Consider the following 16122-nt stretch of genomic DNA (forward strand, 5'->3'; position numbering starts at 1 on the left):
TAGCGTGCGGCGCGTGCTGTCATTCGCTCGGAGATTCCGCATACCTTCCATGGCGGTCGTGGCGGTCGTCCTCACCGCCCTGGCGGCCGCGTTCACCGCACCGGCCATGGCGCGCGGCGGTCCCAGAACCGGACCGACGCGGCCCGTCTACTCGTACACCAACGCCGTCCGGGAGTCCGTCTGGGTCGACACCGGCCTGCACGGCGAGGGCAACGGCAAGCGCGACCGGGTCGCCGCCGACATCATCCGTCCCCGGGAACCGGCCGCGGCCGGGCGAAAGGTCCCGGTCATCATGGACGCCAGCCCCTACTACTCCTGCTGCGGGCGCGGCAACGAAAGCCAGGTCAAGACCTACGACAAGAGCGGGAAGCCGGTCCAGTTCCCGCTCTACTACGACAACTACTTCGTACCGCGCGGTTACGCCGTCGTCCTCGTCGACCTCGCGGGCACCAACCGCTCCGACGGCTGCGTGGATGTCGGCGGACCGTCCGACATCACCTCGGCCAAGGCGGTCATCGACTGGCTGAACGGCCGGGCCAAGGGCTACACCTCACGCAGCGGCGGCAAGGTGGTGAAGGCGAGTTGGGCCAACGGCTCGGTCGGCATGATCGGCAAGAGCTGGGACGGCACGATCGCCAACGGGGTGGCCGCCACCGGTGTCGAGGGGCTGAAGACCGTGGTGCCGATCAGCGCCATCAGCTCCTGGTACGACTACTACTTCGCCCAGGGCGCCGCCCTCTACGACGGCGGCCCCGACGGCCTCGCCAGCGACGTGGAGAGCCGGACCGCGCAGGCCAACTGCTCCGCCGAGCAACGACGGCTGCGCGACGGCGCCCCGCGCGACGGCGACTGGACGAACGCCTGGCAGCGGCGCGACTACGTCGCGGACGCCGCCAAGGTGAAGGCCAGCGTCTTCGTGGTGCACGGCATGGAGGACCTCAACGTCCGCACCAAGCACTTCGGCCAGTGGTGGGACGCGCTCGCCGCGCACGGCGTACAGCGCAAGATCTGGCTCTCCCAGACCGGCCATGTCGACCCGTTCGACTACCGCCGCTCGGCCTGGGTGGACACCCTCCACCAGTGGTTCGACCACTATCTGATGGGCGTCGACAACGGCATCGACCACGCCCCCATGGCCGACATCGAGCGCACCCCCGACCACTGGACCACCGACACCGTCTGGCCCGCCCACGGCACCGCGGCCACCAAGGTCTGGCTGGACCCGGGCAGCGCCAACGGACTGGGCACCCTCGGCGTCCGGCCCCCGGCGGCGGGCAGCACCGAGACCTACACCGACGACCCGTCGCAGAGCGAGAACGACTGGTCGGCGCAGGTCGACCAGGCCAAGGGCGACAAGGTCGCCTTCACCACCGGCGTGCTCAAGCACGACCTACGGCTGTCCGGTAGCGGCACCGTGACGCTCACCGCCACCGCGTCCACCACCAGCGCGCATCTGTCCGCCGTACTGGTCGACCTGGGACCGGCCACCATCCGCAACTACAGCGGCGGCGGTGAGGGCATCACGACCCTGAAGACCAAGTCCTGCTGGGGCGAGAGCACTGCGGGCGACAGCGCCTGCTTCTACGACACCGCGGCCGACACCACCAACGTCAACTACACGGTGTTCAGCCGTGGTTGGGGCGACCTCGGTCACTACGCCCCCTCGCTGCACGGTGTTCGGCTCACCCCTGGCAAGCCGTACACCATCACGCTGCGGCTGGCCGCCAGTGATCACGTCGTCCCGGCCGGGCACCGGCTCGCACTGGTCGTCGCCGGTACGGACAAGGGGCTGATCGTCGGGGCGGACACCACTCCGACGATCAGCCTTGACCTCACGCGGTCCGCCGCCGAGCTGCCGCTCGTCGGCGGGTATCCCGCGCTGGTACGGGCCGTCGGCCCCGGGCCGGTGACGCATCCGGCGGGACGGACCCTTCCCGGGCTTCGGGGGGCGCCCCGGGTGTCGCGTATGCCCTAGTCCACTGCGTGGGGCGCGTCCGGCGCGGGTACCACTGCGTGGGGCGCGTCCGGCGCGTGGGGGCGCGGGTGCTCCGTGCGCGGGTGCGCGTCCGGTGCGGGTACCACTGCGTGGGGCGCGTCCTGTGCGTGGGGTGCGGTACCCACTGCGTGGGGCGCGCGTACTCACTGCGTGGGGCTCAGGTGGGTTGAGCACCGCCGGGCTCCGCCGTCGTGGTTGCTCGCCGTGGCGGCGGGGTGAGTTTGCCGGGTTCGGTAGCGCCGCCGCGGCGGCGCCCGAAGCGCCTTCTTCGCGGCGGTGCATATCGTTTCCGCCGCGACGGCGAGCAACCCCCACGCCGCAGCCCGGCGGTGGCGGGCGAACCGCAAGCCGTGCCCCGGAATCCGCGAGGTATGCTGCCCGCATGCTCGCGCTCGTACGCCGTCGCCACGTGGACTTCGTCCGCGTCACGAGCATGTCCTGTCGCCGCAGCGGCTGATCGAACCTTCCCCTCTTCAGTCGTCTCTCCGGCTTCCGCGACCCCGCCGTACCCCGGCCCGTTCGCGGCGCTCCCGGTTACCGCCGGGGCGGTAGCCGGACCTCACCCTGCGGATCACCCATGTCTCACCAGCTTCCGGTCATCGACCTGTCCGCCGCCGACCGCGGCCCCGCCGCGCGTGCCCGGCTGCACGCCGAACTCCACTCGGCCGCACACGACGTCGGCTTCTTCCAGCTCGTCGGCCACGGCGTCACGCCCGCCGAGACCGCCACGCTCAACTCCGTGGTACGGAAGTTCTTCGCGCTGCCGGAGAGCGAGCGGTTCGCCATCTCCAACCTCAACTCCCCGCACTTCCGCGGCTACACCCGCATCGGCGACGAGCGCACCGGGGGCAGTCCCGACTGGCGCGACCAACTCGACATAGGCGCCGAACGCCCCGCGCGCGTGCCCGGGCCGGGCGAGCCCGCCTACTGGTGGCTGGAGGGTCCCAACCAGTGGCCCACCGCCCTGCCGGAGCTGCGCACCACCGCGCTGGCCTGGATCGACCGGCTGAGCGCGGTCGCGGCCCGGCTGCTGCGGGAACTGCTCGCCGCCATCGGCGCCCCCGAGGACTTCTACGACGCCGCCTTCGCCGACCACCCCCATCTGCACCTGAAGATCGTCCGCTACCCCGGCCGCGCCCCCGACGGCGCTGACCAGGGCGTGGGGGCGCACAAGGACTACGGGTTCCTGACCCTGCTGCTCCAGGACGACATCGGCGGCCTCCAGGTCGAGCGGGAGGACGGCGCGTTCCACGACGTACCGCCGCTGCCCGGCGCGTTCGTGGTGAACCTCGGCGAGCTGCTGGAGGTGGCCACCAACGGCTATCTGAAGGCCACCAACCACCGGGTGGTCAGCCCGGCCGCCGAGCGGGAACGGTTCTCCGTGCCGTTCTTCTACAACCCGCGACTGGACGCCCGCATCGAACCGCTGCCCTTCCCGCACGCCGACCGGGCACCGGGCACCACGCAGGACCCGGCCAACCCGCTGTTCGCCGACTACGGCCGCAACGAGCTGAAGGGCTGGCTGCGCGCCCACCCGGGCGTGGCCCGCCGCCACCACGCCGAGCTGGTCGCCGCGACGGCGTAACCCCGCTTCGCGGGCGGCCGGGAAGTGCGGGACGGTGGATAGCGGACCGAACGCGGACGGCGCCGCCCGCGAAGTGGCGGACAGCGGAGGAGAACCGAGAATGTCGACCATCGCCCTGTTCGGAGCCACCGGCACCATCGGTGGCCGCATACTGCGCGAGGCGCTCAGCCGCGGGCACGAGGTCACCGCGGTCGTCCGCGACCCGGTCAAGCTCACCACCGAGCACACCCGGCTGACGGTCACCAAGGGCGATGTGCTCGATCCGACGACGGTGGCGGCCGCCGCCAAGGGCAAGGACGTGGTGGTCAGCGCGGTCGGCGGCGGCAGTGGCAACGGTCCCGGGCACATCGCCACCATCAGGCCAGCCGCCGAGTCGCTGGTCGGCGGCCTGCGCACGCTCGGCCCGCAGGCGCCGCGGCTGATCGCGGTCGGCGGCGCCGGATCGCTGCGCAAGCCGGACGGCGGCCGGGTGTGGGATGCGCCGGGGCTGCCCGCGTTCCTGCTGCAGATCATGCACGCGCACGGTGAGGCGCTGGACTTCTACCGCACCGTGCAGGACGTGCGCTGGACCAACATCAGCCCCGCGGCGACCATCGAACCCGGTGAGCGCACCGGTTCCTACCGCACCGCACTGGAGGAACTGGTCGTCGACGACCAGGGTGAAAGCCGTATCTCCGTCGAGGACTTCGCGGTCGCGGTCGTGGACGAGATCGAGAAGCCGCAGCACGTCGGGGAGCGGTTCGCGGTCGGCTACTAGGCGCTCCGCTGGGAGTGCGGCGATATGCCGTCGATCGTCTACAGCCCCGTCGTGGCTGGTCGCGCCCACGCGGCGGAGCCGCACATGGACACAGCCCCGCGCCCCTTCGGGGCGCTGCCGAACCGCAGCGGACTTCACCGCAACCTCACAGGCCACGCGCGCCGAGGCGTTATGTGGCGGAGCCCGCCGCCGCGCCGGTCACCCGGTCCGGACCCCAGCGCTCCAGGGCCGCGCGCAGGTCGAGGGGGCGCAGGCGGTTCGGCTCGTCGGCGTCCGGCCAGTCCTCGCGGGGCACCCGCCACATCACCTCGAACTCGTTGCCGTCCGGGTCCTTGGCGTACAGCGACTTGGACACCAGGTGGTCCGTGGCGCCGACCAGGGCGCCGCGTTCGGTCAACCGGTCGGCGATCTCGGCGAGTTCACCGAGCGTGCCGACCTCCCAGGCGAGGTGGTAGAGGCCGACCCGGCCCTTCTCGGGGCCGGGCGCGTCGGCGCCGAGGGCGAACAGTCCGAGGTCATGGTCGTTGAGGGTGTCCTCGGCGCGGAGGAAGGCGGCTCGTCCGGGTATCTCGGTGTCGACCCTGAAGCCGAGCACCTTCGTGTAGAACTCCACCGCGCGGGCGGTGTCGCGAACGTAGAGCACCGCGTGGTTCAGGCGTCGTACGGGCATGGCGTGCTCCTGGGGTCCGGGACGGCCGGGTGGGGCCTTTGTTCCACCGTACGCCACCAAAGCTTGAAAGTTCAAGGAACTGGTGGCGGCGCGCGCCCGGCCCCTGCGCGACAAGCCCGGTACCGCCCCGGCAGAATGCACAGCAAAGCTCAGCGAGGCAGAGGAAGCGGAACGGATAGTGACGACTACGTCTATCGGGTCCACCGGTGCTACAGGCGCCACCGAGTCCATCGGGCGCGTGATCGCCCAGGAGCTGGGGGTGCGCGAAGGGCAGGTCAAGGCGGCGGTCGACCTGTTGGACGGCGGGGCGACCGTGCCGTTCATCGCGCGCTACCGCAAGGAGGCCACCGGCGCCCTCGACGACGCGCAACTGCGCACCCTGGAGGAGCGGCTGCGCTACCTGCGGGAGTTGGAGGACCGCCGCGCCGCGATCCTGGAATCCATCGAGGCGCAGGGCAAGTTGGACGACGCGCTGCGCGCGCAGATCCTGGCCGCCGACTCCAAGGCCCGGCTTGAGGACATCTATCTGCCGTACAAGCCCAAGCGGCGCACCAAGGCACAGATCGCCCGCGAGGCCGGACTGGAACCGCTCGCCGACCGGCTGCTCGCCGACCCCACCCTCGAACCACGGGCCACCGCCGAGGAGTTCGTGGGCGACACCGTCGCCGACGCCGCCGCCGCGCTGGACGGCGCCCGCTCGATCCTGGTCGAGCGGTTCGGCGAGGACGCCGACCTCATCGGCGAACTGCGCGAGCGCATGTGGTCGCGCGGCCGGGTCAGCGCCAAGGTGCGGGAGGGCAAGGAGGAGGCGGGCGCGAAGTTCGCCGACTACTTCGACTTCGCCGAGCCCTTCGAGAAGCTGCCCTCGCACCGCATCCTGGCGATGTTCCGCGGCGAGAAGGAAGAGGTGCTCGACCTCACCCTGGAGCCCGAGGAGCCGCAGGACGGGCCGTCCAGCTTCGAACGCGCCATCGCCGCCCGGTTCAAGATCGCCGACCGGGGCCGCCCGGCCGACGCCTGGCTGCTGGAGACGGTCCGCTGGGCCTGGCGCACCCGGATCCTGGTCCACCTCGGCATCGACCTGCGCACCCGGCTGCGCACCGCCGCCGAGGACGAGGCGGTCCGGGTCTTCGCCGCCAACCTGCGCGACCTGCTGCTGGCCGCTCCCGCCGGGGCCCGCGCCACCATGGGCCTGGACCCCGGCTTCCGCACCGGCGTGAAGGTGGCCGTCACCGACCCGACCGGCAAGGTCGTCGCCACCGAGACGATCTACCCGCACGTACCGCAGCGCCGCTGGGACGAGTCGCTGGCCACCCTCGCCAGGCTCTGCGCCGCCCACAAGGTCGAACTGATCGCCATCGGCAACGGCACCGCCTCGCGGGAGACCGACAAACTCGCCGGCGACCTGATCAAGGCGCACCCCGAGCTGAAGCTCACCAAGGTCGTGGTCTCCGAGGCTGGCGCCTCGGTCTACTCCGCCTCCGCCTACGCCTCCCAGGAACTCCCCGACCTGGACGTGTCGTTGCGCGGCGCGGTCTCCATCGCCCGACGGCTCCAGGACCCGCTCGCCGAACTCGTCAAGATCGACCCCAAGTCGATCGGCGTCGGCCAGTACCAACACGACCTGGCCGAGGCCAAGTTGTCGCGCTCGCTGGACGCGGTGGTCGAGGACTGCGTCAACGGCGTCGGCGTGGACCTCAACACCGCCTCCGCGCCGCTGCTGCGCCGGGTCTCCGGCGTCACGGCGACGCTCGCCGACAACATCGTCCAACACCGCGACGCCAACGGGCCGTTCCGCACCCGCAAGGACCTCAAGGGCGTGGCCAGGCTCGGACCGAAGGCGTTCGAGCAGTGCGCGGGCTTCCTGCGGATCACCGACGGCGACGACCCGCTGGACGCCTCCGCCGTGCACCCGGAGGCCTACCCGGTGGTGCGCCGCATCGTCTCGGCCGCGGGCGGCGACATCAAGGCGCTGATCGGTGACAGCAAGAAGCTGCGCGGCCTCAAGCCGCAGGACTTCGCGGACGAGACGTTCGGCGTGCCCACCGTCACCGACATCCTGGGCGAGTTGGAGAAGCCGGGCCGCGACCCGCGTCCCGCCTTCAAGACCGCCACCTACAAGGAGGGCGTCGAGGAGCTGAAGGACCTGGTGCCCGGAATGCTGCTGGAGGGCGTGGTCACCAATGTCGCCGCCTTCGGCGCGTTCGTGGACATCGGCGTCCACCAGGACGGTCTGGTCCATGTGTCCGCGATGTCCAAGTCGTTCGTCAAGGATCCGCGCGATGTGGTCAAACCCGGCGACGTGGTACGGGTGAAGGTCTTGGACGTGGACATCCCGCGCAAGCGGATCGGCCTCACCCTGCGGCTGGACGACGAGGCGGGCGCGCCGCGCGGCGAGCGCGAACAGCGCGGCGCGGGCAAGGGCGGCGGTGCCAAGCGCGGCACACCGCCGCGGCAGAACCGCGGCCAGTCAAGGGAGTCCGCGGGCGGCGGCGCCCTCGCGGACGCCCTGCGCCGGGCGGGCCTGGTCAGCGGTGACGGCGGGCCGGGCCGGGGCCGTCGATAGGCAGTGCCTGGGGGCCGGGACGCGAGAGCGTCCCGGCCCTTTGGCTTGTGGGCGAAGCGGTTTGCGAGGGGCGCGGCCTTGCCCCGGGTGCCGCGGACTTCTAGCATCCGTGGTGTTACATCATTACTGTCAAAGTGATCGCCGCAGGGGAGCCGTTCCATGGACGAGCCGACAAGCCCCGGTCCCCTGACGGGAGTCAGAGTCGTGGAGTTGGCAGGCATCGGCCCCGGCCCGTTCGCCGCGATGCTGCTCGCCGACCTCGGCGCCGACGTGGTGCGGGTCGACCGGCCGGGCGGCACCGCCCTGGGCATCGATCCCGCGAACGACATCACCAACCGCAACAAGCGCTCGGTGGTCGTGGACCTCAAGTCCACCGCGGGACCAGGACTCGTGATCGAACTGGCCCGCCGCGCCGACATCCTGATCGAGGGCTACCGACCAGGCGTCGCCGAACGGCTGGGCGTGGGACCCGACGAGTGCCTGGCCGCCAACCCCCGCCTGGTGTACGGGCGGATGACCGGCTGGGGCCAGCACGGACCGCTCGCCCACAGCGCCGGACACGACATCGGCTACCTCGCCACCGCCGGAACCCTCGGCATGATCGGCCCCACCGACGGGCCGCCCTACGTACCGGCCAACCTGCTCGGCGACTACGCGGGCGGCTCCCTCTACCTCGTCGTCGGAGCGCTCGCCGCCCTGCACCACGCCCGCGCCACCGGCACCGGACAGGTGGTGGACGCCGCCATCGTGGACGGCGCCGCGCACCTGGGCGCGATGATCTGGGGGATGCTCGGCGCAGGCGCCTGGCAGGACCGGCGCGGCACCAACCTGCTGGACGGCGGCTGCCCTTACTACGGCGTCTATCAGACCTCGGACGGCGGGTACATGGCCGTCGGAGCGCTGGAGCGGCCGTTCTACGCGGAGTTCACCGCCCTGCTGGGACTCGGCGAGGACGCCCCGGACCGCGACGACCCGTCCCGCTGGGACGAGTTGCGCGAGCGCGTCGCCGCCCGCTTCAAGTCCCGTACCCGGCAGGAGTGGACCGAGGTCTTCGAGGGCCGCGACGCCTGTGTCGCACCGGTGCTCACGCTGCGCGAGGCGGCCCGCCATCCGCATCTGGCGGCCCGCGGCACGTTCACCGCGGACACCGAGGGCCGCACCCAGCCCGCGCCCGCCCCACGATTCTCGGCCACCCCGGGCTCGCTACGCCGCCCGCCCGCAGCGCCGGGCGCGGACACCGACGAAGTGGCCCGCGACTGGGACGTTCCCGCACTCAACTCCGGATGTCCACGCCCGTGATGGCACGCAGAGGGCCACCCCGTTTCCGCGAACACAATCAAAACGGAGCCGCAGATGCAGCGAGAGTTGTTCACCGCGGAACACCAGGCGTTCCGCGAGACCGTGCGCACCTTCCTGGCCAAGGAGGTGCTACCGCACCACGCGCGCTGGGAGCAGGCGGGCGTGGTGGACCGCGAAGCCTGGCTGGCCGCGGGACGGCAGGGGCTGCTGGGCCTCGCCGTTGCCGAGGAGTACGGAGGCGGCGGCACCGGCGACTTCCGCTACCCGGTCGTGCTCGCCGAGGAGTTCACCAGGGCCGGTGCCTCCGGGCTCGCCATCGGGCTGCACAACGACATCGTCGGCCCGTACCTGACCTCACTCGGCACCGAGGCGCAAAAGCGCCGCTGGCTGCCCGGGTTCTGCAGCGGCGAGACGATCGGCGCCATCGCCATGACCGAACCCGGCGCGGGATCCGACCTCCAGGGCATCCGTACCACCGCCACCGACCAGGGCGACCACTGGCTGCTCAACGGCGCCAAGACCTTCATCTCCAACGGGATCCTGGCCGACCTGGTCATCGTGGTCGCCAGGACGACACCGGAAGGCGGCGCCAAGGGACTGAGCCTGCTCGTCGTGGAGCGCGGCACGCCGGGCTTCGAACGCGGCCGCAACCTCGACAAGATCGGCCAGAAGGCCCAGGACACGGCCGAGTTGTTCTTCACCGACGTACGCGTGCCCAAGGAGAACCTGCTGGGCACCGAGAACGGCGCCTTCGGCCATCTGATGGCCAACCTGCCACAGGAGCGGCTGGCCATCGCGGTGGCCGCCATCGCCGCGGCCGAGCACCTGCTGGAACTGACCCGCACCTACGTCAAGGAGCGCGAGGCGTTCGGCCGACCGCTGGCGGCGCTCCAGCACGTCCGCTTCGAGATCGCCGAGATGGCCACCGAATGCGCGGTCACCCGCACCTTCGTGGACCGCTGCGTCACCGAGCACAACCGCGCGGGACTGGACGCGGTACACGCCTCGATGGCCAAGTGGTGGGCCACCGAACTGCAAAAGCGCGTCGCCGACCGCTGCCTGCAACTGCACGGCGGCTACGGCTACATGACCGAGTACCCGATCGCCAGGGCCTTCACCGACGGCCGCATCCAGACGATCTACGGCGGCACCACCGAGATCATGAAGGAGATCATCGGCCGCGCCCTGCTGTCCTGAAAGACGTACCACCGACCATGGAGAAGAGACGTTGAGCACCGAAGCGTACGTGTACGACGCGATCCGCACCCCGCGCGGTCGTGGCAAGGCATCCGGCGCGCTGCACGGCACCAAGCCGGTCGACCTGGTCGTCGGCCTGATCCATGAACTGCGCGACCGCTTCCCGGACTTGGACCCGGCCGCCATCGACGACATCGTGCTCGGCGTGGTCAGCCCGCTCGGCGACCAGGGCTCCGACATAGCGAAGGTCGCCGCCATCGCCGCCGGGCTGCCGGACACCGTCGCCGGAGTCCAGGAGAACCGCTTCTGCGCCTCGGGCCTCGAAGCGGTCAACCTGGCCGCCGCCAAGGTGCGTTCGGGCTGGGAGGACCTGGTCCTGGCGGGCGGCGTGGAGTCGATGTCCCGGGTGCCGATGGGATCCGACGGCGGCGCCTGGGCCATGGACCCGATGACCAGCTTCGAGACCGGCTTCGTACCCCAGGGCATCGGCGCCGACCTGATCGCCACCGTCGAGGGCTTCGGCCGCGGGGACGTCGACGCCTTCGCCGCGGAGTCGCAGGCCCGTGCCACCGAGGCGTGGAAGTGCGGGTACTTCGAGCGGTCCGTCGTCCCGGTACGCGACCGCAACGGCCTGGTGGTGCTCGACCGGGACGAGCACATCCGCCCCGGCACCACGGTGGAGAGCCTCGCCGGGCTCAAGCCGTCGTTCGCCACCATCGGCGAGGCGGGCGGCTTCGACGCCGTCGCGCTGCAGAAGTACCACTGGGTGGAGAAGATCGACCACGTCCACCACGCGGGCAACTCCTCCGGCATCGTGGACGGCGCCGCCCTGGTCGCCATCGGCAACCGCGAGGTCGGCCAGCGCTACGGGCTTGAGCCCCGCGCCCGCATCGTCTCCGCCGCGGTCTCCGGCGCCGACCCCACCATCATGCTCACCGGCCCGGCCCCCGCCGCCCGCAAGGCGCTCGCCAAGGCAGGACTGAGCATCGGCGACATCGACCTGGTCGAGATCAACGAGGCCTTCGCGGCCGTGGTGTTGCGCTTCGCCCGGGACATGGAACTCAGCCTGGACCGGATCAACGTCAACGGCGGCGCCATCGCCATGGGCCACCCGCTCGGCGCCACCGGCGCGATGATCCTGGGCACCCTCATCGACGAGCTGGAGCGGCGCGACCAGCGCTACGGCCTGGCAACCCTGTGCGTCGGTGGCGGCATGGGCATCGCGACCGTCGTCGAACGCGTCTGACGCCTTTCGCCGTTGTTGACGTTCCGCACCAGGGGCCCGGCCCCTGGCCCCCGAACCTGGAGCCCCCTCGCATGACCACTCGCACCACCATCCGCTGGGAACAAGGCGCCGACGGCGTCGTCACCCTGGTACTCGACGACCCGGCACAGTCCGCCAACACCATGAACGACGCCTTCGTCGACTCCCTCGAAGCCGTCGTGGAACGGCTGGAGACCGAACGCGAACAACTCCGCGGCGTCGTCATCACCTCCGCCAAGAAGACCTTCTTCGCGGGCGGCGACCTACGCGACCTCATCCGCGCCACCCCCGACCGGGCGGCGGAGGTCTTCGCCTCGGGCATGCGCGTCAAGCGGCTGCTGCGCCGCCTGGAAACGCTCGGCAGGCCGGTGGTCGCGGCGGTCAACGGCGCGGCGCTGGGCGGCGGTTACGAGATCGCCCTGGCCTGCCACCACCGGGTGGCGCTCGACGCCTCCGGCGTCAAGATCGGACTGCCCGAGGTCACCCTCGGCCTGCTGCCCGGCGCCGGTGGCGTGGTCCGCACGGTACGGCTGCTGGGCATCGCCGACGCACTGCTGAAAGTGCTGGTCCAGGGCACCCAGTACACCCCGCGGCGCGCCCTGGAGGCCGCACTGGTCCACGAGGTCGCCGACAGCCCCGAGGACCTGCTGGCCCGGGCCCGCGCGTTCATCGACGCCAACCCCGACGCCCGGCAGCCCTGGGACACCGACGGCTACAAGATCCCCGGCGGCACGCCCGCCACCCCGAGTTTCGCCGCCAACCTCCCGGCCTTCCCGGCCAACCTCAAGAAGCAACTGGGCGGCGCTCCCTACCCCGCGCCCCGCAACATCCTGGCCGCCGCCGTCGAAGGCGCCCAGGTGGACTTCGAGACCGCCCAGGTCATCGAGGCCCGCTACTTCACCGAGCTGGCCTGTGGCCGGATCTCCAAGAACATGATCCAGGGCTTCTTCTTCGACATGCAGGCGGTCAACTCCGGCGCGTCCCGGCCGGACGGCGTCACACCGCGCACCGTCCGCAAGGCCGTTGTGCTCGGCGCCGGAATGATGGGCGCGGGGATCGCCTACGCCTGCGCGCGCTCCGGCGTCGAGGTGGTGCTCAAGGACGTCTCGCTGGAGGCCGCCGAGCGCGGAAGGTCGTACTCCGTCGGGTTGTTGGACAAGGCGGTGGCCAAAGGCCGGATCACGCCCCAGCAGCGCGACGAGGTGCTGGCCCGGATCACCCCGACCGCCGACGCCGCCGACGCGGCGGGCTGTGACGCGGTGATCGAGGCGGTCTTCGAGGACCCGGCGGTCAAGTACAAGGTCTTCCAGGAGATCCAGCAGGTCGTCGCGCCCGACGCGCTGCTGTGCTCCAACACCTCCACCCTGCCGATCACCATGCTCGCCGAAGGCGTCGCACGGCCGCAGGACTTCGTCGGACTGCACTTCTTCTCGCCGGTCGACAAGATGCCGCTGGTCGAGATCATCAGGGGCGAGCGCACCGGTGACGAGGCGCTGGCCCGCGCCTTCGACCTGGTCCGGCAGATCCGCAAGACCCCGATCGTGGTCAACGACTCCCGTGGCTTCTTCACCTCCCGGGTCATCGGGCAGTTCATCAACGAGGGCGTGGCGATGGTCGGCGAGGGCGTCGACCCCTCATCCGTCGAGCAGGCCGCGGCACAGGCGGGCTACCCGGCCAAGGTGCTGTCGCTGATGGACGAGTTGACGCTCACCCTGCCCCGCAAGATCCGCGACGAGTCCCGGCGCGCGGTCGAGGAAGCGGGCGGCACCTACCAGCCGCACCCCGCGGAGACGGTCATCGACCGCATGGTGGACGAGTTCGGCCGCCCAGGCCGCGGCGGGGGAGCGGGCTTCTACGAGTACGAAGACGGTCGGCGCACCAGGCTGTGGCCGGGGCTGCGCGAGCACTTCGGCAAGACGGGAGCGGACGTTCCGTTCGAGGACATCAAGGAGCGGATGCTGTTCGCCGAGGCGTTGGACTCGGTGCGCTGCCTTGAGGAGAACGTCCTGGTCTCGGTCGCCGACGCCAACGTCGGCTCCCTGCTGGGCATCGGCTTCCCCGGCTGGACCGGCGGCGTACTGCAGTACATCAACGGCTACGAAGGCGGACTCCCCGGATTCGTGGCCCGCGCACGGCAGTTGCAGGCGGCCTACGGTGACCGGTTCTCCCCACCGCGGCTGCTGCTGGAGAAGGCCGAACGCGGGGAGGTCTTCACGGACGCGTAGCGGCCGGGGGTGCTGGGGGCCGCCCCCCAGCACCCCGTCTCCCCGCTGGGACGCCGGGCGTGATGTGTTCTCGCCGCGCTGGCGGGCAACCGCAACGGCATAGCCCGGCGGTGCCGAACCAACCGCGAGCCAGAGGTCAATCGCCCGACCGCTCCGCGTACAGTGCCCGCAACTCCTCCCGCAAGGACCGCTGGAACGCGGTGACCAGCGCCTGCACCACCAGCGGCTGCATGTGCGCGGAAAGCGACTTCACCTCGCGCAGGCTGCCTTCCTCCCGCACCGCGTCGCGGAACATCCGGCTCAACTCCCGTGCCGCCGCCCGGGAGTGGTGGAGCATGACCTCCCGCGCCGCCAGGATCGTCTCCAGCGCCACGGGCACGTCCAGCAGCCGTACGCCCAGGTGCAGGATGCCCGGGTCCACCTCGAAGACGTTCGGGTCATCGGTGCGGCGCAGTACGTTCATCGCGGCCAGCCGGTCCACGTCCTGTTCGGTGAGCGCCCGGCCCGCGCGCCGCTCCAACTGCTCACGCGTCGCCTCCTGCGCGTCCTCCGGCAGCCAGGAGGCGACGAGCGCGCGGTGGATGGCGAGGTCGTGTGCGGTGATGCCGGCCGGGAGCTGCTCCAGGTAGCGTTCGATGGCGGCCAGCGTCAGCCCCTGGTGCTGCAACTCCTCGATCAGCGCCAGCCGGGCCAGGTGCTCGGGACCGTAGCGGCCGACCCGGCGCGGGCCGAGCACCGGCGGCGGCAGCAGGCCCTTGGTGCTGTAGAAACGGACGGTGCGCACCGTCACCCCGGCCCGCGCGGCCAGCTCGTCCACGGTGAGGCTCGGTGGCGGAGTCATCGGCTGGCCCTCGCTTTCTGATCGGCGACCGCTGCGGCTACTGAGACAGTATTGCTGTCTCAGCGACGTTGCGAAACCGATCAGACCAGCGCTGGTACCACCGCGTCGATCAGGCGCGGCCCCGGTTCGGCGAGCGCCCGGCCCAGCGCGCGCGTGAACTCCTCGGCCGTGGTGGCGCGTTCGGCCGGTACGCCCATGCCACGCGCGATGTCCACGAAGTCCAACCCGGGCCGGGACAGGTCCAGCAGTTCGCGGGCCCTCGGCCCCGGCTCCCCGGCGGCGGCCCGCCGCAACTCCCTGTCCAGGACCGCGTACGCGCCGTTGTTCAGCACCACCGTCGTCACATCAAGGTCCTCGTGCGCCTGGGTCCACAGCGCCGAGACGGTGTACATGGCGCTGCCGTCCGACTCCAGGCACAGCACCGGCCGGTCCGGGCAGGCCACCGCGGCGCCCGTGGCCACCGGCAGGCCCTGGCCGATCGCCCCGCCGGTCAGCGTCAGCCAGTCGTGCCGCGGCGCGCCCGCGGTGGCGCCCGGCAGCCAGGGGCCCGAGGTGTTGGCCTCGTCCACGACGATCGCGTGCTCCGGCAGCAACGCGCCGACGCCGTACGCCATGGTCTCGGCGGTCAGCGCGCCGGTCGGCGGCAACGGGCGCTCCGGCGCGAGGAGTTGGGCCCCCGCACCCGCGCAGGTGGCGTCGGACAGTGCCGTCAGCGCTCCGGCCAGGTCCTCCGGGCCGTGCGCCAGAATGTGCACCTGGCAGTCCGTCGGCACCAGGTCGCCCGCCACTCCCGGGTAGGCGAAGGACGACACGGGTGGGGCCGCGCCCGCCAGCACCAGGTGCCGCAGCCCGGCCAGTTGGGCGGCGACCGCCTCCGCCGGATACGCCAGCCGCTCCACCGGCGGTACCCCCGCCCCGCGCTCCAGCCGGGCCGGGAACGTCTCGCACAGCAGCCTGGCCCCGGTCGCCGCCGCGATCCGCCCGGCCGCCCGCAGCGCCTCACCCCGGGTGGCCGCGCCGCCGACCAGCAGCGCCGCGGGTTCACCGGACCGCAGGGCGGCGGCAGCCCCCGCCACCACCTCCTGCGCCACCGCGACCTGCTCGACCACCTCGACCGCGCCGGGCACGCCGACGGCCGGGGCGTCGCTCCACGACACGTCCGTCCACGCCAGATCGGCGGGCAGCACCAGCGTGGCGATGCGACCGGGCGGACCCAGCGCCGCGGCGACCGCGTCCGCGGCGTCGGCGGCCAGATCGTCCACCGCATCGGCCCGGCGCAGCCAGCCGGACACCGACGCGGCCACCGCGTCGATGTCCGACTCCAGCGGCGGATCCAGCCGCTTGTGGTAGGTGGCATGGTCGCCCACCACGTTGACCAGCGGGGTGCGAGCGCGGCGGGCGTTGTGCAGATTGGCCAGACCGTTGCCCAGGCCGGGACCGAGGTGCAGCAAGGTGGCCGCCGGGCGGCCCGCCATCCGCCCGTACCCGTCCGCCGCCCCCGTCGCCACGCCCTCGAACAGGCACAGCACCGCGCGTAGCTCCGGAACCAGGTCCAGCGCCGCCACCAGGTGCATCTCGGAAGTACCGGGGTTGCAGAAGCAGACCTCCACCCCGGCGTCGGCGAGGCTGCGGATCAGGGACTGCGCACCGTTCATCCTGGTCCTCCCTGCGGCTGGGCGTCGGTGGCCCCGACGCTAGCGGCTGGCCGGGGGCCAGGGCGGG

11 protein-coding genes are annotated in these 16122 nt (G+C 71.9%); 8 read left to right on the top strand and 3 right to left on the bottom strand.

Annotated features, from left to right (window positions below; genetic code table 11):
* Positions 1 to 49 precede the first annotated feature (49 nt).
* The 3 genes from NON19_RS06220 (at position 50) to NON19_RS06230 (ending at position 4338) form a co-directional block, all read left to right on the top strand.
* Positions 50 to 1975 carry a Xaa-Pro dipeptidyl-peptidase gene (locus NON19_RS06220; protein ID WP_255925610.1) on the top strand — a complete coding sequence of 642 codons (1926 nt, stop codon included), beginning with the start codon at positions 50 to 52 and terminating at the stop codon, positions 1973 to 1975.
* Positions 1976 to 2573: 598 nt separating this feature from the next.
* Positions 2574 to 3581 carry an isopenicillin N synthase family dioxygenase gene (locus tag NON19_RS06225; RefSeq protein WP_255925611.1) on the top strand — a complete coding sequence of 336 codons (1008 nt, stop codon included), beginning with the start codon at positions 2574 to 2576 and terminating at the stop codon, positions 3579 to 3581.
* 100 nt (positions 3582 to 3681) lie between these two features.
* Entirely contained in the window at positions 3682 to 4338 is a 657-nt protein-coding gene (locus NON19_RS06230) for an NAD(P)-dependent oxidoreductase (protein ID WP_255925612.1), read from the top strand.
* Between the two features lie 169 nt (positions 4339 to 4507).
* Here the strand turns inward: NON19_RS06230 and NON19_RS06235 are convergent, their stop codons facing one another.
* Complete coding sequence (locus tag NON19_RS06235; protein ID WP_255925613.1) at positions 4508 to 5008, bottom strand: VOC family protein; 501 nt, start codon at positions 5006 to 5008, stop codon at positions 4508 to 4510.
* A 178-nt stretch (positions 5009 to 5186) separates the two neighbouring features.
* On the opposite strand from NON19_RS06235, the gene NON19_RS06240 reads away from it, so the two are divergent.
* From NON19_RS06240 to NON19_RS06260, 5 genes are all read left to right on the top strand, one after another.
* Complete coding sequence (locus NON19_RS06240) at positions 5187 to 7574, top strand: Tex family protein (RefSeq protein ID WP_372514003.1); 2388 nt, start codon at positions 5187 to 5189, stop codon at positions 7572 to 7574.
* Between the two features lie 159 nt (positions 7575 to 7733).
* The gene (locus NON19_RS06245; protein ID WP_255925614.1) at positions 7734 to 8873 is read left to right on the top strand and encodes a CaiB/BaiF CoA transferase family protein; all 1140 of its coding nucleotides are present in this window, start codon (positions 7734 to 7736) and stop codon (positions 8871 to 8873) included.
* Positions 8874 to 8927: 54 nt separating this feature from the next.
* Entirely contained in the window at positions 8928 to 10070 is a 1143-nt protein-coding gene (locus NON19_RS06250; protein ID WP_255925615.1) for an acyl-CoA dehydrogenase family protein, read from the top strand.
* A 31-nt stretch (positions 10071 to 10101) separates the two neighbouring features.
* The gene (locus tag NON19_RS06255; RefSeq protein WP_255925616.1) at positions 10102 to 11316 is read left to right on the top strand and encodes an acetyl-CoA C-acetyltransferase; all 1215 of its coding nucleotides are present in this window, start codon (positions 10102 to 10104) and stop codon (positions 11314 to 11316) included.
* A gap of 71 nt (positions 11317 to 11387) precedes the next feature.
* Positions 11388 to 13559 carry a 3-hydroxyacyl-CoA dehydrogenase NAD-binding domain-containing protein gene (locus NON19_RS06260; protein WP_255925617.1) on the top strand — a complete coding sequence of 724 codons (2172 nt, stop codon included), beginning with the start codon at positions 11388 to 11390 and terminating at the stop codon, positions 13557 to 13559.
* A gap of 136 nt (positions 13560 to 13695) precedes the next feature.
* Here NON19_RS06260 and NON19_RS06265 read toward each other — a convergent pair whose 3' ends face one another.
* Together NON19_RS06265 and NON19_RS06270 are read right to left on the bottom strand one after the other, a co-directional pair.
* Complete coding sequence (locus NON19_RS06265) at positions 13696 to 14400, bottom strand: MerR family transcriptional regulator (protein WP_255925618.1); 705 nt, start codon at positions 14398 to 14400, stop codon at positions 13696 to 13698.
* Between the two features lie 80 nt (positions 14401 to 14480).
* Positions 14481 to 16055: an acetolactate synthase large subunit gene (locus tag NON19_RS06270; RefSeq protein WP_255925619.1), complete on the bottom strand. Its 1575-nt coding sequence runs from the start codon at positions 16053 to 16055 to the stop codon at positions 14481 to 14483.
* Positions 16056 to 16122: the final 67 nt, after the last annotated feature.

It is taken from the genome of Streptantibioticus rubrisoli (assembly GCF_024436055.1).
GTDB lineage: Bacteria > Actinomycetota > Actinomycetes > Streptomycetales > Streptomycetaceae > Streptantibioticus_A > Streptantibioticus_A rubrisoli.

Excerpts from the sequence above, each read along its gene's own strand:
- NON19_RS06245 (WP_255925614.1), top strand. The coding sequence starts at position 7,734 with ATGGACGAGCCGACAAGCCCCGGTCCCCTGACGGGAGTCAGAGTCGTG.
- NON19_RS06270 (WP_255925619.1), bottom strand. The coding sequence starts at position 16,055 with ATGAACGGTGCGCAGTCCCTGATCCGCAGCCTCGCCGACGCCGGGGTG.
- NON19_RS06220 (WP_255925610.1), top strand. The coding sequence starts at position 50 with ATGGCGGTCGTGGCGGTCGTCCTCACCGCCCTGGCGGCCGCGTTCACC.
- NON19_RS06230 (WP_255925612.1), top strand. The coding sequence starts at position 3,682 with ATGTCGACCATCGCCCTGTTCGGAGCCACCGGCACCATCGGTGGCCGC.
- NON19_RS06250 (WP_255925615.1), top strand. The coding sequence starts at position 8,928 with ATGCAGCGAGAGTTGTTCACCGCGGAACACCAGGCGTTCCGCGAGACC.
- NON19_RS06235 (WP_255925613.1), bottom strand. The coding sequence starts at position 5,008 with ATGCCCGTACGACGCCTGAACCACGCGGTGCTCTACGTTCGCGACACC.
- NON19_RS06265 (WP_255925618.1), bottom strand. The coding sequence starts at position 14,400 with ATGACTCCGCCACCGAGCCTCACCGTGGACGAGCTGGCCGCGCGGGCC.
- NON19_RS06260 (WP_255925617.1), top strand. The coding sequence starts at position 11,388 with ATGACCACTCGCACCACCATCCGCTGGGAACAAGGCGCCGACGGCGTC.
- NON19_RS06225 (WP_255925611.1), top strand. The coding sequence starts at position 2,574 with ATGTCTCACCAGCTTCCGGTCATCGACCTGTCCGCCGCCGACCGCGGC.